Source organism: Paraburkholderia translucens, from assembly GCF_020881035.1.
Taxonomy (GTDB): domain Bacteria; phylum Pseudomonadota; class Gammaproteobacteria; order Burkholderiales; family Burkholderiaceae; genus Paraburkholderia; species Paraburkholderia translucens.
Window position 1 is genome coordinate 178775 of sequence record NZ_JAJITC010000001.1, and the last position, 23994, is coordinate 202768.

General features: G+C 65.3%; 18 protein-coding genes. 7 read left to right on the plus strand and 11 right to left on the minus strand.

Annotation, left to right across the window (positions count from 1 at the left end):
- Positions 1–6: 6 nt before the first annotated feature.
- Positions 7–987 carry a cupin domain-containing protein gene (locus tag LJ655_RS00765; RefSeq protein ID WP_230559355.1) on the minus strand — a complete coding sequence of 327 codons (981 nt, stop codon included), beginning with the start codon at positions 985–987 and terminating at the stop codon, positions 7–9.
- Between the two features lie 118 nt (positions 988–1105).
- On the opposite strand from LJ655_RS00765, the gene LJ655_RS00770 reads away from it, so the two are divergent.
- Positions 1106–1447 (plus strand): carboxymuconolactone decarboxylase family protein, encoded by a 342-nt coding sequence (locus LJ655_RS00770; RefSeq protein ID WP_230559356.1) that lies wholly within the window; start codon positions 1106–1108, stop codon positions 1445–1447.
- 35 nt (positions 1448–1482) lie between these two features.
- Here LJ655_RS00770 and LJ655_RS00775 read toward each other — a convergent pair whose 3' ends face one another.
- Positions 1483–2982, minus strand: coding sequence for a carbohydrate porin (locus LJ655_RS00775; RefSeq protein ID WP_425605753.1), 1500 nt, complete (start codon positions 2980–2982; stop codon positions 1483–1485).
- 1045 nt (positions 2983–4027) lie between these two features.
- Between LJ655_RS00775 and LJ655_RS00780 the strand changes: the two genes are divergently transcribed.
- On the plus strand, positions 4028–5779 hold the full coding sequence (locus tag LJ655_RS00780; protein ID WP_230559357.1) for an ABC transporter permease: 1752 nt from the start codon (positions 4028–4030) through the stop codon (positions 5777–5779).
- 10 nt (positions 5780–5789) lie between these two features.
- Positions 5790–7127 (plus strand): ABC transporter ATP-binding protein, encoded by a 1338-nt coding sequence (locus tag LJ655_RS00785; RefSeq protein WP_230559358.1) that lies wholly within the window; start codon positions 5790–5792, stop codon positions 7125–7127.
- A 58-nt stretch (positions 7128–7185) separates the two neighbouring features.
- Here the strand turns inward: LJ655_RS00785 and LJ655_RS00790 are convergent, their stop codons facing one another.
- The 3 genes from LJ655_RS00790 to LJ655_RS00800 all read right to left on the minus strand — a co-directional run bounded on the left by LJ655_RS00790 (position 7186) and on the right by LJ655_RS00800 (position 10467).
- Positions 7186–8193: a sterol desaturase family protein gene (locus tag LJ655_RS00790; RefSeq protein ID WP_230559359.1), complete on the minus strand. Its 1008-nt coding sequence runs from the start codon at positions 8191–8193 to the stop codon at positions 7186–7188.
- A 20-nt stretch (positions 8194–8213) separates the two neighbouring features.
- Positions 8214–9260 carry a YncE family protein gene (locus tag LJ655_RS00795; RefSeq protein ID WP_230559360.1) on the minus strand — a complete coding sequence of 349 codons (1047 nt, stop codon included), beginning with the start codon at positions 9258–9260 and terminating at the stop codon, positions 8214–8216.
- A 151-nt stretch (positions 9261–9411) separates the two neighbouring features.
- Positions 9412–10467, minus strand: a complete 1056-nt coding sequence (locus tag LJ655_RS00800) for an aldo/keto reductase (protein WP_230559361.1) — start codon at positions 10465–10467, stop codon at positions 9412–9414.
- 215 nt (positions 10468–10682) lie between these two features.
- On the opposite strand from LJ655_RS00800, the gene LJ655_RS00805 reads away from it, so the two are divergent.
- Both LJ655_RS00805 and pdeR read left to right on the plus strand, forming a co-directional pair.
- Positions 10683–15221, plus strand: a complete 4539-nt coding sequence (locus LJ655_RS00805; RefSeq protein ID WP_230559362.1) for a DEAD/DEAH box helicase — start codon at positions 10683–10685, stop codon at positions 15219–15221.
- 229 nt (positions 15222–15450) lie between these two features.
- Positions 15451–17460, plus strand: a complete 2010-nt coding sequence (pdeR, locus tag LJ655_RS00810) for a cyclic di-GMP phosphodiesterase (protein WP_230559363.1) — start codon at positions 15451–15453, stop codon at positions 17458–17460.
- Between the two features lie 46 nt (positions 17461–17506).
- Here the strand turns inward: pdeR and LJ655_RS00815 are convergent, their stop codons facing one another.
- The gene (locus LJ655_RS00815; RefSeq protein WP_230559364.1) at positions 17507–18967 is read right to left on the minus strand and encodes a M20 family metallopeptidase; all 1461 of its coding nucleotides are present in this window, start codon (positions 18965–18967) and stop codon (positions 17507–17509) included.
- A 162-nt stretch (positions 18968–19129) separates the two neighbouring features.
- On the opposite strand from LJ655_RS00815, the gene LJ655_RS00820 reads away from it, so the two are divergent.
- Positions 19130–19441, plus strand: a complete 312-nt coding sequence (locus LJ655_RS00820) for a superinfection immunity protein (protein WP_230559365.1) — start codon at positions 19130–19132, stop codon at positions 19439–19441.
- Between the two features lie 70 nt (positions 19442–19511).
- Here LJ655_RS00820 and LJ655_RS00825 read toward each other — a convergent pair whose 3' ends face one another.
- The 4 genes from LJ655_RS00825 to LJ655_RS00840 form a co-directional block, all read right to left on the minus strand.
- Positions 19512–19781 (minus strand): YodC family protein, encoded by a 270-nt coding sequence (locus LJ655_RS00825; RefSeq protein ID WP_230559366.1) that lies wholly within the window; start codon positions 19779–19781, stop codon positions 19512–19514.
- A gap of 483 nt (positions 19782–20264) precedes the next feature.
- On the minus strand, positions 20265–21818 hold the full coding sequence (locus LJ655_RS00830; protein WP_230559367.1) for an MFS transporter: 1554 nt from the start codon (positions 21816–21818) through the stop codon (positions 20265–20267).
- A 46-nt stretch (positions 21819–21864) separates the two neighbouring features.
- A complete protein-coding gene (locus LJ655_RS00835; protein WP_230559368.1) occupies positions 21865–22494 on the minus strand; it encodes a TetR/AcrR family transcriptional regulator in 630 nt (209 codons plus the stop codon).
- Positions 22495–22676: 182 nt separating this feature from the next.
- Positions 22677–23102, minus strand: a complete 426-nt coding sequence (locus LJ655_RS00840; protein ID WP_008923178.1) for an OsmC family protein — start codon at positions 23100–23102, stop codon at positions 22677–22679.
- Between the two features lie 171 nt (positions 23103–23273).
- Here LJ655_RS00840 and LJ655_RS00845 point away from each other — a divergent pair, with 171 nt between their 5' ends.
- Positions 23274–23411 carry a hypothetical protein gene (locus LJ655_RS00845; protein ID WP_425605754.1) on the plus strand — a complete coding sequence of 46 codons (138 nt, stop codon included), beginning with the start codon at positions 23274–23276 and terminating at the stop codon, positions 23409–23411.
- Between the two features lie 8 nt (positions 23412–23419).
- Here the strand turns inward: LJ655_RS00845 and LJ655_RS00850 are convergent, their stop codons facing one another.
- The gene (locus LJ655_RS00850) at positions 23420–23974 is read right to left on the minus strand and encodes a carboxymuconolactone decarboxylase family protein (RefSeq protein ID WP_230559802.1); all 555 of its coding nucleotides are present in this window, start codon (positions 23972–23974) and stop codon (positions 23420–23422) included.
- Positions 23975–23994 lie beyond the last annotated feature (20 nt).

Below are 23994 nucleotides of genomic sequence, written 5' to 3' on the forward strand. Positions count from 1 at the left end.
TTCTACTCAGCGATCCGACTCGTCGTCCGCTTGCGTGCGACGCCGGTAACGTCCCGGCGTCACGCCGACGCTTTGCGCAAACGCCTTGCCGAACGCCGCTTCCGATTGATAGCCGACCGCCTCGCCGATGTCCGCCGCGCTGCGTTGCGTGCGCAACAGCAGATCGCTGGCGATCGCCATGCGGAGCTGCGTGAGAAAGTCCATCACGGTCACGCCCGCGCGCTCGGTGAAGCGGCGTGCGTAAGTCGCACGAGACATCGCCGCGCGCTCCCCGAGTTCGGCGATCGTCCATGCGCGCTCGGGCGCGTCGAGCATGGCCTGCACCGAGGCGCCGAGACGTGAATCCGTCAGCAGCGCGAGCATGCCCGCGCTGTTCGCGTTGCGCTCCCCGTGCACGCGCAGCGCCATCGCGAACAGCGCGTGGCTCAAGGCGGTGACGATCGCGAGCGCGCCCGCCTGACGCCGCCGCGCTTCACCGCGCATCAGCGCGATCATCGTTTGCAGCGCATCGAGCGTTTGCGCGTCACCGAGCGACACATGCAGCGGATCGGGCAACGCATTGAGCAGCAGCGCCGGCGAGCCCGGGGCGTAGACGAAGCGGCCGCACAGCAGGTCGACGCCGGGATGAACCGAGGTGTCGCCGGATGCGTGGGCGAACTTTTCGCCCGGTTCATGGCCGTCGTTGCGTCGCACCGGCAGCATGCCGTCGTGCCCGAGCGTCACCGGCATGCCGCCCGCCGAGCGCTTCACGTCGCGCACGCGATGGGCGGCGCCGCGTGGAAACAGCATGAAATCGCCGGCTCGCAATTCGAGTTGCTCACCCGCGGTGGTTTCGATCACGCAGGCGCCGTCGAGCACCAGATGAAACGGCGCGACGCCCGCCTCCAGCGGCGCGTGATCGATATCGAATGCGCCTGACAGCAGGCAGCGAAGATCGAGGCTCGCCTGCAGCCGGGCAAGGTCGATCAGGCGACTGAGCATGTCCATGAGACGAGCGCGCTAAAAGTTAAGTCGAAGGAGTATTCGGGATATCGCCGTGCGACGCAATACTTGTATCCGACGACGCCGGCACTCGCCGGCGCGCAACGGACCAAGGAGCACTGCCATGTTGAACTGGATCGATTACCGCAAGGAACTGTTCGGCCGTATCGGCGAAATGTCGACGCTCGCGCCCGACAGTGTGAAGGCGTATCAGGCGATGTCGAACGCCGGTCAGAAGACCGACGTGCTCGGCGCGAAAACGCGCGAGCTGATTGCGCTCGCGGTCGCCGTGAGTGTGCGCTGTGATGGCTGTATCACGGTTCATACGGCCGAGGCGCTGAAGCACGGCGCGACGCGCGAGGAAATCGCCGAAGCGCTCGGCGTCGCAATGGCGGTCAACGCCGGGGCGACGCTGGTGTACTCGGCGCGCACGTTGGACGCGGTTGCCGCGCATGCGCAGGGATAAGTGGCGTCGCTCCGACAGGCGTCGCTGATCCTCTCTCAGAACTGGATCGTCGTGCGCAAGCCGAGAACCGCCTCGTCCTTGATGCGCCGGGACGAATCCGCCGGGTCCGGAATCCCGCCGCCCGGCCGCCAGAAGTACTGGAAGTCCGCTTGCAGCATCCACCACGGCGCGACCTCGTACTGATAGGTTGCCTCGAGCATCGTCTCCCCGCTGCGCGAAGGATAGCCGGGGGTGGACAGCGCCTGCGCGCTCGCGAGATCCTGCGCGTGCGCGCCGATCTTCGCGTAGCCGAGCGCGAGCCCGACCGCGTCGTTGTCGCGCCCTTTGAACGGCGCCTTGAGCGTGACACCCGCGTTCACGCTCAGGTCGACGAGATTGCGGTCGCCTGGCGCGCCCATGATGCGCGCGAACACACCGAGCGAGCGCGGGCTGTCGGGCTCCGGGCGCCACACCATCTGGTCGGCGACCGCGTAGATGCTGTAGTTGCCGCGATGACTCGTCGGTACGCCGTTGCTCGCCGGATTCGCGAGCGACAGTCCGCTAGTGTCGAAACCCTGATCCGCAAAGTGGTTGCTGTTGTACCAGAAGCCCAGCTTGTAGGTCCCCGGCAAGCCGGCCGGTTTCGGATCGGACGGGTTCGCCGACGGCTGGTTGATTGCGTATTGCAGTTCGCCGATCACGAGCGCGCCATTGCCGAGATTGAAGTTCGTACCGCTCGCGTTGAGCTTCTGGGGATCGCCGACGCCCGGGGCCGGATTGCCGTCGAAGACGCCGCCCAACACGGTCACTCCGTTCGCAAACGCCGCCCGCGCCCTCACGCCGAGCGACGACAGCGGATAAGCGGGTCCGCCCGCGGGCAGATCGGCGGACGGCAGCACTGGCCAGCCGAACGCCGCGTTCATGAAGGTTGCCGCGTACTGGCTGACCATGAACTCCTGATCGAGACTCTGCTGACCGATCTTCACGTCGACATTGCCAAGCGACTGCTGATACCACAGCTCCCACAAACGGGTCGCGGCCTCGGCTTCGATGCCGCTCGCGGTTTGCAGCGTTTGCAGATTTCTGGCGGTCAGGCTCGTGCCATGAATCTGCAAACCGGAAACGTTGAAAGTGCCGCCGGGCAATCCAAAGGCCTTCTGCGTATCGACCACGAGCCCGAACTGGGTCAAGCCTTGATAAGCGCCGCCACGATTCGTGCCGCCCGACACGTTGCCCATGTACTCGCTGGTCTCCTGCAGATTGAACGTCACACCATAGTTGCCGAGCCAGGGACGCAAGCCGCCCATGTCGCCGAGCAGGTTCGAGCGCTCCCACAATCCCGTCGGTGCGGCGGCGGCCTGATCGGCGGGCGCCGCATCGTCCTTGGTGCCGGGACCCGACGCGGACGGTGCAGTCGAGGGCACCGCCTGCGCCGTCGCACCTTCGCCGGCTGTCTGAGCGAACGCGCAAGGAACGAGGCCGAGAGCAAGAACGGCACTCACGGCGAGGGGGCCGCCGGAGTCCAACAGTCCGCGCTTGTGGATATTTTTCATCATGTATGGGTGGTTGAAGTTATAGGCGGATGATCCGTTGTTATTCGCACATGCGCATGGCAAACATACGTTCAATTCGCTGTCGGCATCGAGGCTTGCGCGAGCCAGCGCTGAAAGCGCCGCGGGCGCGGCGAGCGCAAGATGAAAGCGCAACTGCCCCTGCAAACAACCTTGCACATGACGATCAAAAGAGGAAGCGTGCTACAGAAAACCGGCAGCAAGGGGCCGGTCAGTATTGAAGCGCGCTAACCCGACTCGGGCGAGTTAGCGGCGAAGGAGCGAACCTGCGGCGGCTATCTCGCGGTTGTGTTGCCGGCGCTGGCCAGCACCGGACTTCCACTGCCTGAACATGCGTCCACGGACGACTCCTTCGATACGATGGGGCGGATTGTATTGACATCGCCCGCACAAGCGCAAGCAAAAAACGCATAAAGACAACACTGTGTTTCCGAACCGCACGCAACAACTTTCAAACTCTTTGCGCGAGACTTCATCGATTAACGTTGGCTCTGCTTACAGAATCTGGTTGACTTCCCGTTTTTACCGCGACTAGAATTCGCCGTCTTCTTAAATGGGGCTGACGCCTTGGACACTTGCAGTAGTCGATCTTCGAACAGTTTCACTGCCTGACCGGCAGAACGTCCGCGCCCCTTTCTCGCGCCGCCGTTCCGCCGACAGGCAGAACGGTGCGCGCAGCAGCAAAATTCCTTCGTGCATCTCGATCATGAGCGCCAAATGGACGCGGCCTTCGCTCGTCCACGCTGGCACGCTCTCGCAAACCTTCGGGATTGCGGCCGCCGTTCGCCCTTCGGGCTCAGGATCGCTGTTCCCTTAAGTTCTGCCAAGTTTCCGTCACGAATCAACGCCAGAATCGAAAGATTGTCGCGTCGATCCGTCGTGACCGTGCTTGCTGAACAAAACCTTTCATCAACTTGCGTTTCGTCATGTTCCAACCCAAAGATCCGTCGCGAAACGACGCACATGCCGCCGCTCGGTACGCCGTCACGATTTCGCTCCGCGCAAACGCTCATGGCCCCGGGGGTGACTGATGGAGTTCAGCTTCAACCTGAACCGCACCGCGAATGCGTCCGCCCGGCGGCTGCTGCCAAACGCATGGGACTTCATTGCGTTTCCGCTGATCATCTGTCTGATCGCCATGGCGTCCATCGGCTTTCAGCAGACGCTTGCGCCGATGTCGACATTGAAGACGCAGGCGATCTCGCTCGATCCGGCCAACCTGCCCGCCTATGCGTTGCGCACCACGTTGCGCATGCTCGCGGCGATGGTCGCCTCGCTGATCTTCACGCTCGGGTACGGCACGCTCGCCGCCAAGAGCCGCCGTGCCGAGAAGGTGCTGGTGCCGGTCCTCGACATCCTGCAGTCGGTGCCGGTGCTCGGCTACATCTCGTTTACGGTCACGTTCTTCCTCGCGCTGTTCCCGGGCCGCGTGCTCGGCGCCGAGCTCGCCGCGATCTTCGCGATCTTCACGAGCCAGGCGTGGAACATGACGTTCAGCTTCTATCAGTCGCTGCGCACGGTGCCGCGCGATCTCGACGAGGTGTCGCGCGGCTTTCATCTGACCTCATGGCAGCGCTTCTGGAAGCTCGAAGTGCCGTTCTCGATGCCGGGCCTGATCTGGAACATGATGATGTCGATGTCGGGCGGCTGGTTCTTCGTCGTGGCCTCCGAAGCGATTACGGTCGGCAACAACACGATTACGCTGCCGGGCATCGGCGCCTATCTGGCGCAGGCGATCAGCGACCAGAACCTGCACGCGATCGGCTGGGTGATCCTCGCGATGACGGTCGTGATTCTGGCCTACGACCAGTTGCTGTTCCGTCCGCTCGTCGCGTGGGCCGACAAGTTCCGCATGGAAACCACCAGTTCGGGCAACGCGCCGCAGTCCTGGGTGCTCGACATGATGCGGCGCACGCGCCTGATTCACGAGTTGCTGGCACCGGCGGGCGTGATGCTCGCGACGGCGGCGCGCATCCCGCTGCGCGTACCTTTCGCGAACTTCCGGCGCGCCGGGCAACCGCGTAGCGGGAAGTCGACGCGCGTGGGCGACATCGTGTGGGGCGTCCTCGTATCCGTGCTGACGGCGTACGTGATCTATCGCGTGGTCACCTATGTGCGCACCGGCGTGACGCTCGACGAGGTCGGTCACGTGTTCGTGCTCGGGCTGATCACGCTGCTGCGCGTGATGGTGCTGATCGCGCTCGCTTCCGTGATCTGGGTGCCGATCGGCGTGCTGATCGGCCTGCGCCCGGCGCTCGCGGAAAAGGTTCAGCCGCTCGCGCAGTTCCTCGCCGCGTTCCCGGCGAACCTGCTGTTCCCGGTGTTCGTGGTCGTGATCGTGCGCTTTCACCTGAACCCGGACATCTGGCTCTCGCCGCTGATCGTGCTCGGCACGCAGTGGTACATCCTGTTCAACGTGATAGCCGGCGCGACCGCTTATCCGAACGACTATCGCGAGGCGGCCACCAATTTCCGCATCCGCGGCTGGCAGTGGTGGCGTCAGATCATGTTGCCGGGCATCTTCCCGTACTACGTCACCGGCGCGATTACCGCGTCGGGCGGTGCCTGGAACGCGAGCATCGTGTCCGAGTTCGTGCAGTGGGGCGATACCAGGGTCGCCGCGCACGGTCTCGGCGCCTATATCGCCGAGACCACAGCCGCCGGCGATTTCCCGAAGATCATCCTTGGCGTCGCCGTGATGTCGCTGTTCGTCACGCTGTTCAACCGCACGCTGTGGCGCCCCCTGTATGCCTTTGCCGAATCCAGGCTGCGACTCGACTAGGAGTGAAACCATGCAAAACGCTATTCAGGCCATTCCGGCCGACCCACTCCAGTCGTCCGCGCACATGAGCGCGCAGGTGCTGAACATCGAGCACGTGTGCCGCGGTTTCGATAAAAACCAGAGCGAGCTGCTCGTCCTCGACGACGTCAACCTGACGCTGCACGAGGGAGAGATCGTCGGACTGCTCGGCCGCTCGGGCTCGGGCAAATCCACGCTGCTGCGCATCATCGCCGGTCTGATCCGGCCGACGAGCGGCAATGTGACATATCAGGGCAAGCCACTCAACGGTCCCGCCGAGGGCGTCGCGATGGTGTTCCAGACCTTCGCGCTGTTTCCGTGGCTCACGGTATTGCAGAACGTCGAAGCCGGACTCGAGGCGCTCGGCGTCAGCGTCGAAGATCGGCGCACACGCGCGCTCGCGGCGATCGACCTGATCGGCCTGGACGGCTTCGAAAACGCCTATCCGCGCGAACTGTCGGGCGGCATGCGCCAGCGCGTCGGCTTTGCGCGCGCGCTCGTCGTCGATCCGACCATCCTGCTGATGGACGAGCCGTTCTCCGCACTCGACGTGCTGACCGCCGAAACGCTGCGCACCGACCTGCTCGACCTGTGGAATCAGGACCGCATGCCGATCAAGGCGGTGCTGATCGTCACGCACAACATCGAGGAAGCGGTGTTCATGTGCGACCGCATTCTGGTGCTGTCGTCGAACCCCGGGCGGGTGGTGGCCGAAACCGTGGTGCCGTTCGCGCATCCGCGCAACCGGCTCGATCCGGAATTTCGCGCGCTCGTCGACGAGATCTACGCGAAGATGACCGCGCGCCCCACCGACGCCGCGGCCAAGCGCGAACTCCAGCCCGGCAGCTGGCTGCCCAATGTGTCGACGAACCTGATGGCCGGTCTGATCGAAACGCTCGCGGCCGCCCCCTACCACGGCCGCGCCGACATGCCGGAGATCGCGCGCACGCTGCAGCTGGAAGTGGACGATCTGTTCCCGATTGCGGAAATGCTCCAGTACCTGGGCTTTGCCGAAGTCAGCGAGGGCGACGTGTTCCTCACGCCACCCGCGCAACGATTCGCCGAGGGCAGCACACAGGAGCGCAAGATCATGTTCGCCGACCATCTGTTGCAGAGCGTGCCGCTTGCCGCGCGGATCAGGAAGGTGCTCAACGAGCGGCCCGGACATCGCGCGCCGCGCGTGCGCTTCGAGCAGGAACTCGAAGACTTCCTGTCGGACAGCGCAGCGGAAGAAACGCTCGACGCGGTGATCGACTGGGGCCGTTACGCGGAAATTTTTTCGTACAACGACAAGACGGAGATTTTCAGTCTCGCGGACGTGGAAACCTGACCGGGTCCTGAAGCACGATGGCCCGCAGAACGCCGGTTCCGTGGGCTGTGCCGTCTTGTTAGCGAGCCCCGGCTGCGCCCGCACCCTGCCCTGCGCGCAAACGCGCGGCGATGCGCCCGAACGCATACCATTGCTGCGCGATCAGCCCATCGCCATAGGAGCGCGCGGCACCCTGCGGCGCGGGCAACTGATCGCGGATGCCGGTCGGCTCGACCCGGCGCTCCCACGACGCAGTCCGGAACAGCATGTCCCACCACGGGAACAGAACGCCGAAATTGCAGCCGTAGCGCGTGCCTTCGTGGCCGTAGCCGATCGCGTGATGACGGCGATGAAACGCGGGACTCACGATCAAGCGTTCGAGCAGCCATCCATAGGTGAGACGCGCGTTCACGTGCTGCACACTCTGCATAAAATTGCCGACTGCGACGAGTACGACGAACTGGTTCGGCTGCACACCGATGAACAGCGAGATCGCCGCAAAAAACGCCGCCTGCAGGATCTCGTCGAGAAAGTGATTGCGGTCGTCGGTCCACAGCGACATCTGCCGCTGGCTATGATGAACCGCATGCAGCTCCCACCACACGCCGAACCGGTGCTGCCAGCGGTGATACCAGTAGCCGGCGAAGTCGAGCACGATCAGATAGATCAGAAACGACACGAGCGGCTGATCGGTGACGCCCGGCCATAGGCTATCGATGTTGATGCTGGGCACGCCGTGGATCGCCATCAGGCTCTGCCAATGGTTGAAAAACGGCTGCAGCAGAAAGAAGAACGCAATATTGATGATGCCGAGCTTGGCGATCCACGTGTAGATCACGTCCGCGCGCAACGCCTTGCGGTCGGTCCACGTCTCCACTGGGCGAAGCGCTTCGAGCGGCCGCAACGTCAGATACGAAACGGCTATCTGCAGCGCGCCGACGATCACCCAGTAGAGCGCATCGTAAGTGTCTTCGTCATAGCCCATCAGATTGAAGCGGTAGAAAATCGGCTGGACGACGTCGACGTACAGAAGCGTCTGCAGGGCGGAAACACCGTTGTCGAGTTCAGCGACGAGTTCGTGAATCATGCAAGGCCCTTCGGGTTGCCTCAGTCCGGATTGGGGGCGTAGACCGGTGCGCGGTTGGCGAAATACAGGCCGTGCGGCGAACGCCCCACGGCAATCGTATCGACCAGCCGGTGCGTGCCGAGGTCGATGACGCCGACATGCCTGGCGAAGCGGAACGTGACCCATAGATAGCGACGGTCCGCCGATAGTTCCATATCATCGGGGCCCGGCATCAGGCCGGTAATGTCGGCCACTTTTGTCAGCGTGTTGTAATCGAGAATGCTGATCGTGTTCTCCACTCGGTTCGACACGGCGATATGCTGGCGATCGTCGAGATCGCGGAAATTGTGCGCGCCGCGGCCCGTAGGGATCTTCTTCACGAGTTGCCGGTGTTTCCAGTCGACCACCGCGACATTGTCTTCGCCGGTCATGCCGACCAGCAGATAGCGGTCGCCCGGCGTCATCCAGAGTCCCGCAGGCGTCCTGCCTACGTGCAGCTTCCACAAGACTGACTGCGTCGGCAGATCGATCGCCGCGACCTCACCCGTGTCCTGCAGCGTCACGAACACGGTACGGTTATCGGAGGCAAAGGTCAGGTGGCTGGGCGTCTTCGCCAGAGGAATGCGCTTCGCGAGCGTCACGTTCCCGCCGTCGTAGTGATAGATGTCGACGCGATCGAGCCGCAATCCCGCGGTGACGAACCACTTGTGGTCAGGAGAAAAGCCCAGCTGATAAGGATCTTCGATAGCCTCGACACGGCGCTGCACACGGCCGCTGTGAGGATCGACAAACATCAGGTTGTTCGAGATCGAATCAGCGACGATGAGCGAGCGGCCATCGGGCGTGATCATCAGATGGTGCGGTTCCTTGCCGGTCGGCTCCGTGCCGATCACTCTGTGCGTGGCAGGATCGATCAGCGTGAGCTGCGCTTCGCCCGAATCGAGCACGATCACGTTGTCGGCCGCGAGGGCGAAACGGGACAATGTCAGCGAACAGCAAGCCAAAGCCCCCCAAAGGCTGGCTCTTGCGATTGAAGCCCACGAGACTGTCACGGACCGGATAGAAGTCTGAAAGATAAGGCGAGACATCGGCATGGTCGATGCGTTGAGGACCTACGGTGTGAAGTCTACGCGCAAAACGCATGGCCGATGCGATGATCGTCGGGCGGGGGGGATGAAATCCGCGCGGCGCGACGATGGCCATTCAGGATGCTTCGGCGTTCACGCGTGAGCCGCCGCGTTACCGTTGCACGGTGTGCCGCACCTCGGCCAGTTGCTGGCGGCGCTGCTCGCCCTGCCGCGCCAGCATCCAGCCCGGATACTCGGCCGGCAATTTGCTGACTTCGGCGAGCTTCGCAAGCTCATCGGCGGACAGCGCGACGTTGGTCGCTGCGATGTTGTCGTCGAGCTGCTCGATTTTCTTCGCGCCGACGATCACCGTGCTGACCACCCGCTGATGCAGCAGCCACGCCAGCGCGATCTGCGCGACCGACACGTCCTTCGCCGCGGCGATCTCGCGCATCACGTCGATGCAGTCATACGCACGCTCGCGATCGACCGGCGGAAAATCGAAACTCGTGCGACGGCTGCCTGCCTCGGCCTGTTGCTCGCGGCCATATTTGCCGCTCAGCAACCCGCCCGCGAGCGGACTCCACACCATCAGCCCGAGACCTTCGCTTTGCAGCATCGGCACGAGTTCGCGTTCCAGATCGCGGCCCGCGAGCGTGTAATACGCTTGCAGCGTTTCAAAGCGTGCGGCGCCGAGCCGCTCGGCGATGCCGAGCGCCTTCACGATCTGCCAGGCGGCCCAGTTCGATACGCCGACGTAGCGCACGTGGCCGTGCTGCACGAGCGTATCGAGCGCGCGCACGGTCTCCTCGATCGGCGTGGCCGGATCGAAACCGTGGATCTGATACACGTCGACGTGATCGAGCTGCAGACGCTTCAGGCTCGCCTTGATGCCATCGAGAATGTGATAGCGCGACGCGCCGCGCGCGTTCGCGAACTCGCCGGTCTGGCCGAACACCTTGGTCGCGATCACGACCTTGTCGCGCGGCACTTGCAGATTCTTCAGCGCCTGGCCGGTAATCTGCTCGGACAGGCCGCCTGCGTAGACGTCGGCCGTATCGATGAAATTGATGCCCGCGTCGAGCGCCCGGCCGACCAGCCGCTCCGCGTCGTTCTGCTGCAGATCGCCGATCTGCCGCCAGATGCCTTCGCCGCCGCCGAAGGTCATCGTGCCCAAACACAACTCTGAAACGAACACACCGGTACGGCCCAACTGGTTATATCGCATCGTCGAGGCTCCATCATGGGTGTAGGGAGAATTGCCAAGGGTACTGCAATTGGTGGAGGCTGGCAGGCGCCGCGCACTAGCGACGAAAACCTGCGAGACTGACCGCTATTGCCCGTCAGCGTGGAATGGTCCGCAACCGGCAAACCGGTCGATATCGGCGTGTCCGCCCTCCGCACCCGCTGGAGATCCCCCGCGCCGCCCTTACTTACACGAGCATGACTTCGGCCAAAACTACCGCCGCACTCGACGCGGCGCCCCGCTCCAGGAAGGCCCGCTCCACGGCGAGCGCGGCGCGGCCCGCCGCGCCTGCCGTGCCGCCGGCACAGCAGGCGCTCGACGGCTTTCACCCGGCCGTCGCCAACTGGTTCCGCAAGACCTTCGCTGCCCCGACCGACGCACAGGCCGCCGCGTGGCCGCAAATCCGCAGCGGCCGCTCGACGCTGGTCGCCGCGCCGACCGGCTCCGGCAAAACGCTGACCGCCTTCCTCTCCGCGCTGAACGACCTGGTGTCGCAAGGCGAAACGAACGGCGGCATCCTGCCCGACGAAACCCTGGTCGTCTACGTCTCGCCGCTCAAGGCGCTTTCCAACGACATTCGCCTGAATCTGCAACTGCCGCTGCAAGGCATCGCCGCCGAACTCGACGCGCTCGGCCTGCCGCCGCTCGACATCCGCACCGCGGTACGCACCGGCGATACCACGCCGCAGGAACGCAACGCGCTGAAAAAGCGCTCGCCGCACATCCTCGTGACGACGCCCGAATCGCTTTACGTGCTGCTCGGTTCGGACTCGGGCCGCCGTATGCTGGCGACCGTGCGCACGGTGATCGTCGATGAGATTCACGCGCTCGCCGGCAGCAAGCGCGGCAGTCATCTTGCGCTGAGCCTGGAGCGGCTCGATGCGCTGTGCGGTCGGCGCCTGCCGCGCATCGGGCTGTCCGCGACGCAAAAGCCGGTCAGCGCGGTCGCGCGGTTCCTGGTCGGCGGCGCGAGTCTCGACAGCGACACGCCGGCCGAGTGCGCGGTGATCGACGTCGGCCACGTCCGCGCGCGCGACCTCGCGCTCGAAATCCCGCCCGTGCCGCTCGAAGCGGTGATGGCCAACGAGGTGTGGGAGCGCGTCTACGACCGGCTCGCTGAATTGGTCGCGCAGCATCGCACGACGCTGATCTTCGTGAACACGCGCCGCATGGCCGAGCGCGCCGCGCGTCATCTGACCGAGCGGCTCGGCAAGGAGGCGGTCGCCGCGCATCACGGCAGCCTCGCGAAAGAACATCGTTTCGACGCCGAGCAGCGCTTGAAGCGCGGCGATCTGCGCGTGCTGATCGCGACCGCGTCGCTCGAACTCGGCATCGATATCGGCGACGTCGATCTCGTCTGTCAGATGGGTTCGCCGCGCGCGATCGCGCCGTTCCTGCAACGCGTCGGCCGCTCCGGGCACCATGTTGGCGGCATGCCGAAGGGGCGGCTGTTTCCGGCTTCGCGCGACGATCTGCTCGAATGCGCGGCGCTGCTCGATTGCGTGCGGCGCGGCGAACTCGACGCGCTGCGCATCCCGCGCGCGCCGCTCGACGTGCTCGCGCAGCAGATCGTCGCCGAAGTATCGAGCGCCGAGTGGAGCGAGGATGCGCTGTTCGACGTGCTGCGCCGCGCCGCGCCGTATGCGGATCTGCCGCGTGAGCAATACGACGCGGTGCTGCGCATGCTGGCCGAGGGCTACACGAGCCGCCACGGTCCGCGCGCGGCTTACGTGCATCGCGATGCGGTCAGCGGCACGCTGCGCGGCCGACGCGGCAGCAAGCTGGTCGCGCTCACCTCGGGCGGCACGATTCCCGAGAACGCGGACTACGCGGTCGTGCTGGAACCGCAGGCGCTGAACATCGGCACCGTCAACGAGGACTTCGCGGTCGAAAGCCTTGCTGGCGATGTGTTTCAGCTCGGCAACGCGTCGTACCGGATTCTGCGCATCGAGAGCGGCCGGGTGCGGGTCGAGGACGCACAGGGGCAACCGCCGAACATTCCGTTCTGGCTCGGCGAGGCGCCGGGGCGCAGCGACGAGTTGTCGTTCGCGGTCGCGAGATTGCGGGGGCAGGTCGAGGCGTTACTGGCCGGGCGCGAGACGCGAACCGCCACGGCGTCCGCAAGCGAAACCGGACCCGCCGCCGCGCGCCTCGAGCGCGCCATCAGCTGGCTCGTCGACAACCTCGCACTCGACGAGCCCGCCGCGCGCCAGATCGTCGAATACCTGGCGCGCGCCCGCGCGGCGCTCGGCGCGCTGCCGACCCAGAGCACGCTCGTGATGGAGCGTTTCTTCGACGAATCGGGCGGCACCCAGCTCGTCATCCACTCGCCGTTCGGCAGCCGCGTGAATCGCGCGTGGGGCCTCGCGTTACGCAAGCGCTTCTGCCGCAGCTTCAACTTCGAGCTTCAGGCCGCGGCGACCGAGGACGCGATCGTACTGTCGTTGACTGGCAGCCACTCGTTCGTGCTCGACGACGTCTGGCGCTATCTGCATTCGAACAGCGCCGAACATCTGCTGATCCAGGCGCTGCTCGATGCGCCGCTATTCGGTGTGCGCTGGCGCTGGAACGCGACGACCGCGCTTGGCCTGCCGCGCTATACGGGCGGTCGCAAGACCGCGCCGCAACTGCAGCGCATGCGCAGCGAGGATCTGCTCGCCAGCGTGTTTCCCGAGCAGGCCGCGTGCCTGGAGAATGTCGTCGGCGAACGCGAAGTGCCCCGCCACCCCCTGGTTGACCAGACCATTGACGACTGTCTACACGAGGCGATGGACAGCGAACGCTGGCTCGCGCTGCTGCGCCGCATCGAGCACGGCGAGCTTCGGCTCGTCGCGCGCGACCTGCCGGCGCCATCGCCGCTCGCCGCCGAAATCCTGACCGCGAAGCCCTACGCGTATCTGGACGACGCGCCGATCGAGGAGCGCCGCACCCAGGCGGTGCTGAACCGCCGCTGGACCGAGCCGGAAAGCGCCGACGACCTCGGCGCGCTCGACGCCGCGGCGATCGACGGCGTGCGCGACGAGGCTTGGCCGCAGGCGCGCAACGCCGACGAAATGCACGAAGCGCTGACGGGTCTCGCGTGCATCACCGAGGCCGAAGCGCGCGCTTATGAAGGCTGGCCGGCGCTGCTAGCCGCGTTGGCGAAAGCCGGCCGTGCGACGCGATTGCCTCTGGCAGCGAATGCCGATGCCAACGCCGATGCCGACGTCAGCACCGGCAACGACAACGCGCTTTGGCTGCCCGCCGAACGCCTCACCTGCTTCGAAGCGCTCTACCCCGGCATTCCGCGCAATCGCTACACACCGCCGCTGAGTGCCCCGAAGGGCTACACCGACAGCTGGAGCGCCGACGACGCGCTCGTCGACGTACTGCGCGCGCGTCTGACCGGCTTCGGCCCGCTCACGATCGAGGCGATCGCGCGCCCGCTCGGGTTGCCGGCTCACCGGGTCGAAGCGGCGCTGATCCGTCTCGAAGCCGAAGGCTATCTGCTGCGCGGCCGCTTCACGCCGCATACGAGCGCCGAGGAATGGTGCGAGCGGCACCTGCTCGCGCGTATCCATCGCTACACGGTGAAGCGGCTGCGGCGCGAGATCGAACCGGTCGAGCGGCATGACTTCATGCGCTTCCTGTTCGAATGGCAGCATCTGACGCCGGCCACGCGCGCCGAAGGCCGCGACGCGCTCGCCGCCGCGCTCGATCAGCTGGAAGGCTTCCAGGCCGCGGCAGGCGCGTGGGAGGAAGATCTGCTGCCGGCGCGCGTGCGCGCCTACGCCAGCAGTTCGCTCGATGAACTATGCCGCGCTGGCAAGATCGTCTGGACCCGTCTGACCGAGCGCGCGCGCGGCGCCACCGGTCCGGTGCGGAGCACGCCGATCGTGCTGCTGCCGCGCGCCCAGCTGCGTGCGTGGCGCGCGCTGCTCGACCCGGCCCGCCAGGTGGAGTTATCGGCGCTCGCGCAAAGCGTGCATGACACCCTCGCGCAACACGGCGCCATGTTCTTCGACGAACTCCTCGCCGAGGTGCGCGTGCTGCGCATGGAGCTCGAAAACGCGCTCGGCGAGCTGGTCGCGGCCGGCCTCGCCAACTCAGACAGCTTCGCGGGTCTGCGCGCACTGCTGAGGCCGGTCGCCAAACGCAACGTGTTTTCGAGCGGGCGGCGCGCCCGAGCGAGTGCGCTGATCGGCGGCATGGACGACGCGGGGCGGTGGTCGCTCGTGAGCCGCCCTTCCGCCACCGCGGCGGAAAATCGGCCCGAGGGGCGCCGCCAGTTGCCGCCCGAGGTGCTCGAACACGTCGCGATGACGTTGCTGCGCCGCTACGGCGTCGTGTTCTGGCGCGTGCTCGAACGCGAGGCGGAATGGCTGCCGCCGTGGCGCGATCTGCTGCGCGTGTTGCAACGGCTCGAAGCGCGCGGCGTGATTCGCGGCGGCCGCTTCGTCAACGGACTCGCCGGCGAGCAGTTCGCGCTACCCGAGGCGATCCCGCTGCTGCGCGAAGTCCGGCGGCATCCGAACGACGGTGCCTTTGTCTGCGTCGCGGCCACCGACCCGCTGAATCTCGTCGGCACGTTGCTGGTCGGCGACAAGGTCCCGGCCGTCGCCGGCAATCGCGTGCTGTATCGCGACGGCGTGGCGGCGGCCACGCTGGTGGCGGGCAAGTTCTGGTTCGACGCGGCGCTCGACGCCCATCCTGCCGAGCGGGAACGCGCCCGGGCGTTGCTGGCGCGCCGCTTCTAGCGGCGTCACGGTGCCGTCGCCTGGCGGCGGAATAATGCCGCCTCGCGTCGCGCCGCGTCGCGTCGTCGAGCCGAGCCAAACCAGGCCGCGCGCATGGTCCGCACAACGTTAATGATTCTTAGCTCGAACGGTAACGCTTCGATACAATGAGGCAGTTTCTAATTCGTATGACAAAGACTATCTGCCGCGCCCGCCTTGACAGGGACCGCCGGCAGGCTCCGGGGACTTCATGAGCGACGAGCTACACGACCAGGTGCTTTACGCGCGGTTCGGCACGAGCAGCCCTTTCTGGCGTCTATCGGCGGCCAGCGACACGCTGGAACTCGCGTCGGCGTACGGCCGCGCGGCTCCCAGCCTCGCGATTCCCCTTTCATCCTCTCAGGCCGCCGAGGTCCGCTCTCTCGGTGGCGTGACCTCGCACGTGGTCGCCGATGTGCAATTGGACGGCGCACCGCTGCGTCTGCATCTGGTCGGCAAGAAGCTCAACGGCCATCGCTGGGGCGGCAGCGCGTCTGCCCACGCCGACTCCGAATCGGTCGCGCGCGCACTACTGCACGGTCTGTCATTCGCCGAGCAGGTGGTCTCCGAGGTGAACTCGGTGGTCGTGATCGTCGACCGGCGCGGCCGGATACAGCGCTTCAACCGGCTCGCGGAAGAACTGACCGGGCTCAGGGAAGAGGACATCATCGGCCGCAGGGTTTCTACATTGTTCATGTCGTCCGACGGCGACGCGGTCTCGAACCGGGTCAGCGCCACCTTCTTCAATCGCGGCGAACCGTACGAGATCGAACGGCGCATCAAGACGGTGCAAGGCGAGCGGCTGTTCCTGTTTCGCAACAGGTTCGTGCGCAGCGGCGGCGGTATCGGCGTCGAAGACCAGTTCCTGATCTGCTCGGGCACCGACATCACCGAGCAACGGCTCGCCCAGGACCGCCTGATCGAGCAGGCCACCACCGACCCGCTCACCGGTCTCGCCAACCGCAACGCGATCCAGCAGCGCATCCAGATAGCGATCGAGCAGGCCGCGCCAGGCGAAACGGTCGGCGTGCTGTTTCTCGACCTCGACAATTTCAAGAAGGTCAACGATCACTACGGCCACGTGTTCGGCGACCGGCTGATCTGCGACGTGTCGGACGCGATCCGCAACTGCCTGAATCCGGGCGACTCGCTCGCGCGGCTAGGCGGCGACGAATTCATCGTGCTCGCGACGAAGGGCTCCGCGCATCAGCTCGAAAACACCGCGCAGCGCATCCTCGACCGTATGCGCATGCCGTTCGCGGTTGGGCTCGTGGAGGTCTACACCGGCTGTTCGATCGGCATCGCGCGCTGGCCGGAGCATGGCGACAGTCTCGAATCGCTGATCCGTTCCGCCGACACCGCGATGTACGTCGCCAAGGACGAAGGCAAGCGCACGCATCGCGTGTTCTCGCCGGACATGAACCGCCGCGTCGCCGAGTTCATGTGGCTCGACACGAATCTGCGCCGCGGACTCGAGGAAGGCCAGTTCGCGCTGCACTATCAGCCGAAACTGCACCTCGCCACGGGCGCCGTGCAAGGCGCGGAAGCGCTGGTGCGCTGGAATTCGCCGGAGCGCGGCCAGATCATGCCGGCCGAATTCATCCGTTATGCCGAGGAATCCGGACTGATCGGCGTGCTCGGACGCTGGGTGATGGAGAACGCCGCGAAGCAGGCGGCCCGCTGGAAAGCGGCCGGCTACGACCTGCGCGTCGCGATCAACCTGTCGGCGCGACAGCTCACGGATACTGCCGTGGTCCGCCATTTCACCGAGGCGCTGCAGCACGCGGGCCTCGATCCGTGCCTCGTCGACCTCGAACTGACCGAAAGCTGCCTGATCGAAAACGAAGCGGCCGCGATCGAACTGATCAAGCAGTTTCGCCGACTCGGCGCGCAAGTGCATCTGGACGACTTCGGCACCGGCTATTCGTCGCTGTCGCAACTCGGCCGTATTCCGCTCGACGTGATCAAGCTCGACCGCAGCTTCGTGCGCTCGATTCAGGCGGACACGAAGGCTCAAGCGCTGGTGCGCTCGATGGTTGCGGTCGCGCAGGAACTCGACTTCCAGGTGGTCGCCGAAGGGATCGAAACCGAGGCGGAAGAGGCCTTCATGAAGGGAATCGGCGTCGATTACGTGCAGGGCTTCCTGTACGCGAGGCCGATGCCCGCCATCGAATTCGAGCGCTGGCTGCTCGACCGGCGCAAGCTCAGGCTGATCGCCTGAGCCTCGCTCCCACGAGCCGCCGCACGCGCCCGAGCGAACCGAAAAGTCAAGGCGCCGCGGCGATCACCTCGGCAACCGCGGCCGTCAGCTTCTTGCCGAACGGCACGTGCAGGAACTCGTTCGGCCCGTGCGCGTTCGACTTCGGCCCGAGCACGCCGCACACCATGAACTGCGACTTCGGGAAGCCGGCCTTCAGCACGTTCATCAGCGGGATCGTGCCGCCGAGGCCCATGTAGGCAGCGTCGGCGCCGAAGTGTTGACGCGATGCGTCGTTGAGCGCGGTGGCGAGCCACGGCGCAACCTCCGGCGCGTTCCAGCCGCTCGCCGCCCCCGCATCCGGCTTGAACGTGACCTTCGCGTTGTACGGTGGATCGAATTCGAGCAACGCCTTCAGTTCGGCGACCGCCTTTTCCGCCTCGATGGTCGGCGGCAGACGCAGCGACAGCTTGAACGCCGTGCGCGGCCGCAGCACGTTGCCGGCGTCGGCGAGCGCGGGCAGGCCGGCCGCGCCGGTCACCGACAGCGATGGACGCCACGTCGAATTGAGCAGCGCTTCGCGCGGATCGGTCGTGGTGGGCAGCACCTGACGGCCATCCTGGCCGCAGGCCCACGGCATCTTCTTCCAGACGTCGTCGCCGAGAATCTTTGCGGCGGCCTCCGCTTCGCGCAGACGATCGGCCGGCACCGGGCAATGAAAGCCCTTCGGCAGCAGCGTGCCGTTGGCGGAGTCTTCGAGACGGTCGAACAGTTGCCGCATGATGCGGAAGCTCGACGGCGCGATGCCGCCGTACACGCCCGAGTGAATCCCTTCGTCGAGCACCTGCACTTCGAGATCGCCGCCGACGAGGCCGCGCAGCGACGTGGTCAGCCATAGTTGATCGTAATTGCCCGCGCCCGAATCGAGACAGACGACGAGCCCGACCTTGCCGAGCCGCTCACGCAGGGCGTCGACGTAAGGTAGCAGATCGTAGCTGCCCGACTCCTCGCAGGTTTCGATCAGTCCGACGCAGCGCGGACGCTCGACACCTTGCGCATCGAGCGCGGCGAGCGCCGTCAGGCTCGCGTAGATCGCGTAGCCGTCGTCCGCGCCGCCGCGACCGTAGAGCTTGCCGTCTTCGAGTTTCGGCGTCCAGGGACCCAGATCGTTGCGCCAGCCGTCGAATTCGGGCTGCTTGTCGAGGTGGCCGTAGAGCACGATGGTTTCGTCACTGCCCGAGCGGGTTGCGGCCGTTTCGAAGAAGATCACGGGCGTGCGGCCCGGCAAGCGGATCACCTCGAGCTTCAGGCCGCGCACCGGCTGCCGCTCGGCCCATTGCGCGGCGTCGGCGACCACGCGCTCCAGATAGCCGTGCCTGGCCCAGTCGGGATCGAACGCCGGGCTCTTGGCCGGCACCGCGATGTAGTCGGTCAGCGCCGGCACGATCTCGTCGTTCCACTTGCGCTCGACGTATTCTCGTAGCGTGTCCGGGTTCAGTTGGGCCTGCTGTGCCGTATCGTCGGTGATCATGGTCGGGTCCGTGGAGTACTGTTCGGTCGAAACGGACATCATAGTCCCGATGCGTGCGGGGCTGAACCCCTTGCCGCGTCCGCGTGCCGGGAATGCGCAGGTGCGGCGCGAAGCCGCCATTCGCGCGACAATCCTTACATGCCTCGTGCATCAGGAGCTTCTATGGGTGGCAACGTGGCCGTTCAGGTCATCGCCGCGGCGTTGGCGCTGGCGCTGTATTTTCTGCCGGCGATCATCGCGGACCGGCGCAAGCGCCGCGACGTGCTGACGCTCGCGCTCTTCAACGCCTGTCTCGGCTGGACCGTGCTTGGTTGGCTGCTGGCGATGTACTGGGCGTTGCAGCCGAACCCGCCGGAGACCCTCGCGGCCGACGTCGTCCAGACACGCAAGGCACTGAACCTGCGCGCGTTTTCGGCGGCGTTGATGGTGCGGGTGCGGCGACGCGAGGCCGCGCGCGATCGGGCCGAGCGCTGAATCGATTCGGGTGCCTCGAGCAATGCGAGCAGCAGGCGGGTAGCAAAACGGATTGGTCGACTTGCGTCACTCAGGCCATGCGCGCGACGCGATGCGACTGTACCGAGCCGGCCGGAATCGAGCGCGGTTCCGCGCGCACGTCTTGCGGTGCAAATCTTTCGTGGCGCAGTTCGCCGTGTTCGTCGAACCACTCGCAGATCAGCCAGTCGCCGGTGTTGAGCGCGACCGGACCTGCATACGTGACGGTCATGCGCGGGCCGCCCTTCTTCAATTTGACGACGTCGCCCGCGTTGAAGGGACTGGAGGTGGTCTGCAATGCGTCAATGGTAGCGGTCAGCATATTCGGTCCTCTATGTTGAGCGTTATTAAGTCATTGCGCCGGCTTTCTCGACTTCGACTTGCTGAATGAACACTCTAAAAGTCCAGAGAGATTAACAATCGAATTTAAATGCGGCAAGCTCTTTTTATTGATACCGTTTTCACTGAGGACCGGGTTCATGCTCGACGGATAAAGTTCCCCGCACTGCGGAAAATCTCGCGGCACACTGCGGATAACCCTATGTGCGCTACCGCACAAACGCAACACATACTGCAGGCCGTTTGCCGGCCGGTACAAAATGCAAAACCGCATTCGTCTGATTAGAAAACATGACTTGATGCCCGGTAGATATCATTCCGGACGCGCTGATTTGATCTAAATCAGAATTATCTGTGAACGGGCGCATCGCAGGTGAATATCGTGTTTTTCGTTATACCGCTTCGTTCAAAATCAACTATTTTTCCGGCAAGTCAACAAATGAAAACGATTACCTGGGAATTAAATTCAAGCCGCGTGCGCGAGTGAGCGCCGCACGCCTTGTTGATGACGCACGAGCAGTACGCTCAGGCCGATACACACGAACATCAGCACGGCATTGATACCGAGGCTCAACTGGAACGCGTGCGCATACGATCCAGGGGCCGCACTGCCGCCCAGCGCCCCGAAGAATGCGCCACTGATCGCCGCGGTACCGAAAGCGGAGCCGATCTGCAACGTCGACGACACCACGCCCGATGCAAGCCCGGCCTTCTCAGGCACCACCTCCTGCAGCACGATACGCACGATCGACGGCAACAGCAGGCCATGTCCGACGCCCGCGCAGACCAGCCCGCCATAGAACAGCAGATCGGGCGTCGCGGCCCGGGTCGCGGACCAGCCCGTCACGGCGAAGCCGAACGTCAACATCGAGAAACCGAGCGTCAGCACGTGGGCGCCGATGCGCTTGACCACGGCCGGCGACGTCAGCGGCCCGATCACGAAGCCGAGCGCGAACGGCATGATCGCGATGCCCGAGGCGAGCGGCGTCCAGTGCAGGCCGGTTTGCAGGAAGATGCCGTAAGTCAGGAAGAACGCACTATTGCAGTAGAACAGGAACGCAAGCACCAGACCCAGCGCGAACGCGCGATTGCGGAACAGTTGCAGATCGACGAGCGGATGGCCGCCGCCGCGCTCGACGCGCCGCTCGGTCGCGACGAATAGCGCGAACACCGGCACCGCGAGCGCGAACATCGCGAAAGTCCAAACGGGCCAACCGGCTTCGCGGCCATGCGTCAGCGGATAGATGACGAGCAGCAGCACCGCCGACAGCAGCGCGACGCCCTTCAGATCGACGCCCGTGTGCGTAGCCGGCTGGTTCTCGGGCACGAACTTCCACGTGCCGATGAAGGCCGCGATGCCGATCGGAATGTTGATGAGGAAGATCACGCGCCAGTCGAGCCCGAACGGGTGATACGTGATCAGCGCGCCGCCGCCGAGTTGCCCGACGATCGACGACAAGCCGAACACGAAGCCATACAGACTCATCACGCGCGTCTGCTGATGCAGCGGCACGACCGCGCGGATCGTCGCGAGCACCTGCGGCGCCATCACCGCGGCCGCGATGCCTTGCACGATGCGCGAAATCACGAGCATGTGGCCGCTCGTCGCGAAGCCGCACAGCGCCGATGCGACCACGAACGCCGCCATGCCCGTCATGAACATGCGGCGGCGGCCGAACAGATCGCCGAGCCGGCCGCCCGTGATCAACAGCACCGCGTAGGCCGACGCATACGCGGATACGACGAGCTGCAATTGCGCGTCGCTTGCATCGAGGCCCGTGTGAATCGACGGCAGCGCGAGATTGACGATGAAGTAATCCAGCGGCGCCAGAAAGGCGCCGACGAACAGCACGGCGAGCGCGAGCGTCTGGCGCCGTTTGCGCGGTGCCGCCGCATTGGCGGCGGCCGTCAGGCCTGCCAGCGCCGGGCCGGGACCCGTCACGGCCCCTGCCGCGCTCGCGGCGCAGCACGCCGATCCTCCAAACGCCGCCGGAGCGGACTTGATCGCTTCGCTTTTCATGACCGTTCGTTCAAAAATTAGTTAAAAAATTTTGCGCCCTCAGGCTCTAGACCAGCGCGCGCATCGCCACATCGACGATACCTGTCAGCGCATCTTCCCCCTGCGCGACCCGCCCCATGACCCGCAAGCCCTGCATCAGGCACAGCAGGAATTCGCCGGCGGCTTTTTCGTCGAGCGTCGAATCAAAGGCGCCGCTCGACTGACCGCGAATCACCGCGGCCGCGAGCAAGGTCGCCATGCGCCGCTGTATCGCGGCGACGCGCGCGCGCAGCTCTTCGTCGCCGGGCTGCATTTCGAGCGTCGTATTCGTAATCAGGCAACTGCGCTGTCCGCTCAGGGCGCACGCGACCCGCGCGTAATGCAGCAGCGCCTCGCGCAGCGCCTGCTCCGGCTCGACGGGTGCGCTCAAGCGCTGTGCGAGCCGCGCCACCGCGCCTTCCGAGTAATGGTCGAGCGCGGCGAGCATGATGCCGTGCTTGTCGCCGAACACGCCGTACAAACTGCCACGCAGCAGACCGGTCGCCTTGCACAGATCGTCGATGGTGGTCGCGTGGTAGCCGTGATCCCAGAACACCTGGCTCGCGCTGGCCAGCACGGTATCCGTGTCGAACTCGCGCGGACGGCCGCGCTGACCCGCTTCGCCGGCCTTTTTCGCGGTTTGCTTTGAATGGTCCAATTGCGATGACCTCGTTGCGTCGTTGGGTTGATATTATGACTGCATGTTCAATAAATCAAGGGCGGCTCTCCGTAGTCCTACTCGCCACAGGGTCTTGCGTCGATTCGGCGAGCACCATAGAAAAAGCCGGTGGCAGGCTTGGCCCGCCACCGGCTTTGCTGCCCGACTCCCGCAGCCGAGGCTCAGGTCTCCAGCTTCGCATCCATCGTGATCGTCGCGTTCAGCACCTTCGAGACCGGGCAACCGGCCTTCGCGTCCGCAGTGGCTTTGTCGAACGCAGCCTTGTCGCCACCAGGAATCTTCACGCTCACGTCGAGATGCACCGCGGTGATCGAGAAGCCGCCGCCGTCCTTGTCGAGCGTTACGGTGGCGGTGGTGCCGATCCGCTCCGGCGTGATGTTGGCCTTGCCCAGTTCCGCCGACAACGCCATCGAGAAACACCCCGCATGCGCAGCCGCGATCAGTTCCTCCGGATTCGTGCCGATGCCGTCCGCGAAGCGCGTCGCGAACGAGTACTGGGTGTCCTTGAGGACGCCGCTGTCGGTGGAAATCGAGCCCTTGCCGTTCTGCAGGCCGCCTTGCCAGACTGCCGATGCCTTGCGCTTCATTGCTCTCTCCTGTTTGTGCCTGGCCGCGCACGCCGATCGACCGAAGATGATGCCCGCCGCGGCGGTCCGCCCGGATGTGTCCGCGCTCGGGTATCGGTCGCAGGTGCTGCGCGGCTCGCAGGCGCGGGCGTGGACCGGACTTCATCATAGGCGCTTCCGGGTGTCGGCGCGGTGAAAGTGTCCGCGGTCGTCATTGCATCGGCTCTGATCGATGCGGCGGTCTCGTTCGCGCAGCAGGCAGACGCTCCGATCACGCGCGCTCAGGTCTTTCTTGACGCGCGCGAGCGCGGCGACGCGGCCGCGCGTTGACAAGAGCGCTATTCGGGAAACGGCAGGCTTTGCTGTCCGAGCGCGCGCATGTCGAACACGTTCAGCGTCATCGCGACCAGCGCATAGTAGCCGAGCAGACCGACCAGGTTGATCACGACCTGATGCCCGAAACGCTCGACCGCGCGCGCATACGTCGCGTCCGATACCCGCTTCGTCTCGTACAGTTCGTTCGCGAAGTCGTAGATCAGCGCGTCGTCGGCCTCGGCGAAATCGGGGCGCCGCCCCTGGCGGATCGTCTCGGCGTCCGCTTCGCCGACGCCCGCCTGCAACGCGATCGGATAGTGGATGTACCACTCCGCCTGCGCCTGCCAGCGTGAAGCGGTCACCAGAATCGCAAGTTCCGACAGACGCAGCGACAGGCCGGTCTGGTAACGGCAAAACGCGCCGAGGCGCTGGGCGTGCTGGGCGAGTTCCGGGCTGTGGATCCAGCCGAGGAACGGCCCGTTCAGGTTGCCGCGCGGGCCGGCCAGAATCTCGTCGAGCACCGCCTTCTGTTCAGGCGTGGCGGTGGACATATCGAAGTGAGGCAAGCGCTCGGTCATCATCGTTCTCGCAAAGGCGG

What these genes read in the sequence shown, in the direction of transcription:
- LJ655_RS00770 (WP_230559356.1), top strand. Translation starts at nt 1,106, where the DNA reads ATGTTGAACTGGATCGATTACCGCAAGGAACTGTTCGGCCGTATCGGC.
- LJ655_RS00850 (WP_230559802.1), bottom strand. Translation starts at nt 23,974, where the DNA reads ATGACCGAGCGCTTGCCTCACTTCGATATGTCCACCGCCACGCCTGAA.
- LJ655_RS00830 (WP_230559367.1), bottom strand. Translation starts at nt 21,818, where the DNA reads ATGAAAAGCGAAGCGATCAAGTCCGCTCCGGCGGCGTTTGGAGGATCG.
- LJ655_RS00825 (WP_230559366.1), bottom strand. Translation starts at nt 19,781, where the DNA reads ATGCTGACCGCTACCATTGACGCATTGCAGACCACCTCCAGTCCCTTC.
- LJ655_RS00785 (WP_230559358.1), top strand. Translation starts at nt 5,790, where the DNA reads ATGCAAAACGCTATTCAGGCCATTCCGGCCGACCCACTCCAGTCGTCC.
- pdeR (WP_230559363.1), top strand. Translation starts at nt 15,451, where the DNA reads ATGAGCGACGAGCTACACGACCAGGTGCTTTACGCGCGGTTCGGCACG.
- LJ655_RS00840 (WP_008923178.1), bottom strand. Translation starts at nt 23,102, where the DNA reads ATGAAGCGCAAGGCATCGGCAGTCTGGCAAGGCGGCCTGCAGAACGGC.
- LJ655_RS00805 (WP_230559362.1), top strand. Translation starts at nt 10,683, where the DNA reads ATGACTTCGGCCAAAACTACCGCCGCACTCGACGCGGCGCCCCGCTCC.
- LJ655_RS00800 (WP_230559361.1), bottom strand. Translation starts at nt 10,467, where the DNA reads ATGCGATATAACCAGTTGGGCCGTACCGGTGTGTTCGTTTCAGAGTTG.
- LJ655_RS00775 (WP_425605753.1), bottom strand. Translation starts at nt 2,982, where the DNA reads ATGATGAAAAATATCCACAAGCGCGGACTGTTGGACTCCGGCGGCCCC.
- LJ655_RS00790 (WP_230559359.1), bottom strand. Translation starts at nt 8,193, where the DNA reads ATGATTCACGAACTCGTCGCTGAACTCGACAACGGTGTTTCCGCCCTG.
- LJ655_RS00795 (WP_230559360.1), bottom strand. Translation starts at nt 9,260, where the DNA reads ATGTCTCGCCTTATCTTTCAGACTTCTATCCGGTCCGTGACAGTCTCG.
- LJ655_RS00765 (WP_230559355.1), bottom strand. Translation starts at nt 987, where the DNA reads ATGGACATGCTCAGTCGCCTGATCGACCTTGCCCGGCTGCAGGCGAGC.
- LJ655_RS00780 (WP_230559357.1), top strand. Translation starts at nt 4,028, where the DNA reads ATGGAGTTCAGCTTCAACCTGAACCGCACCGCGAATGCGTCCGCCCGG.
- LJ655_RS00820 (WP_230559365.1), top strand. Translation starts at nt 19,130, where the DNA reads ATGGGTGGCAACGTGGCCGTTCAGGTCATCGCCGCGGCGTTGGCGCTG.
- LJ655_RS00815 (WP_230559364.1), bottom strand. Translation starts at nt 18,967, where the DNA reads ATGATCACCGACGATACGGCACAGCAGGCCCAACTGAACCCGGACACG.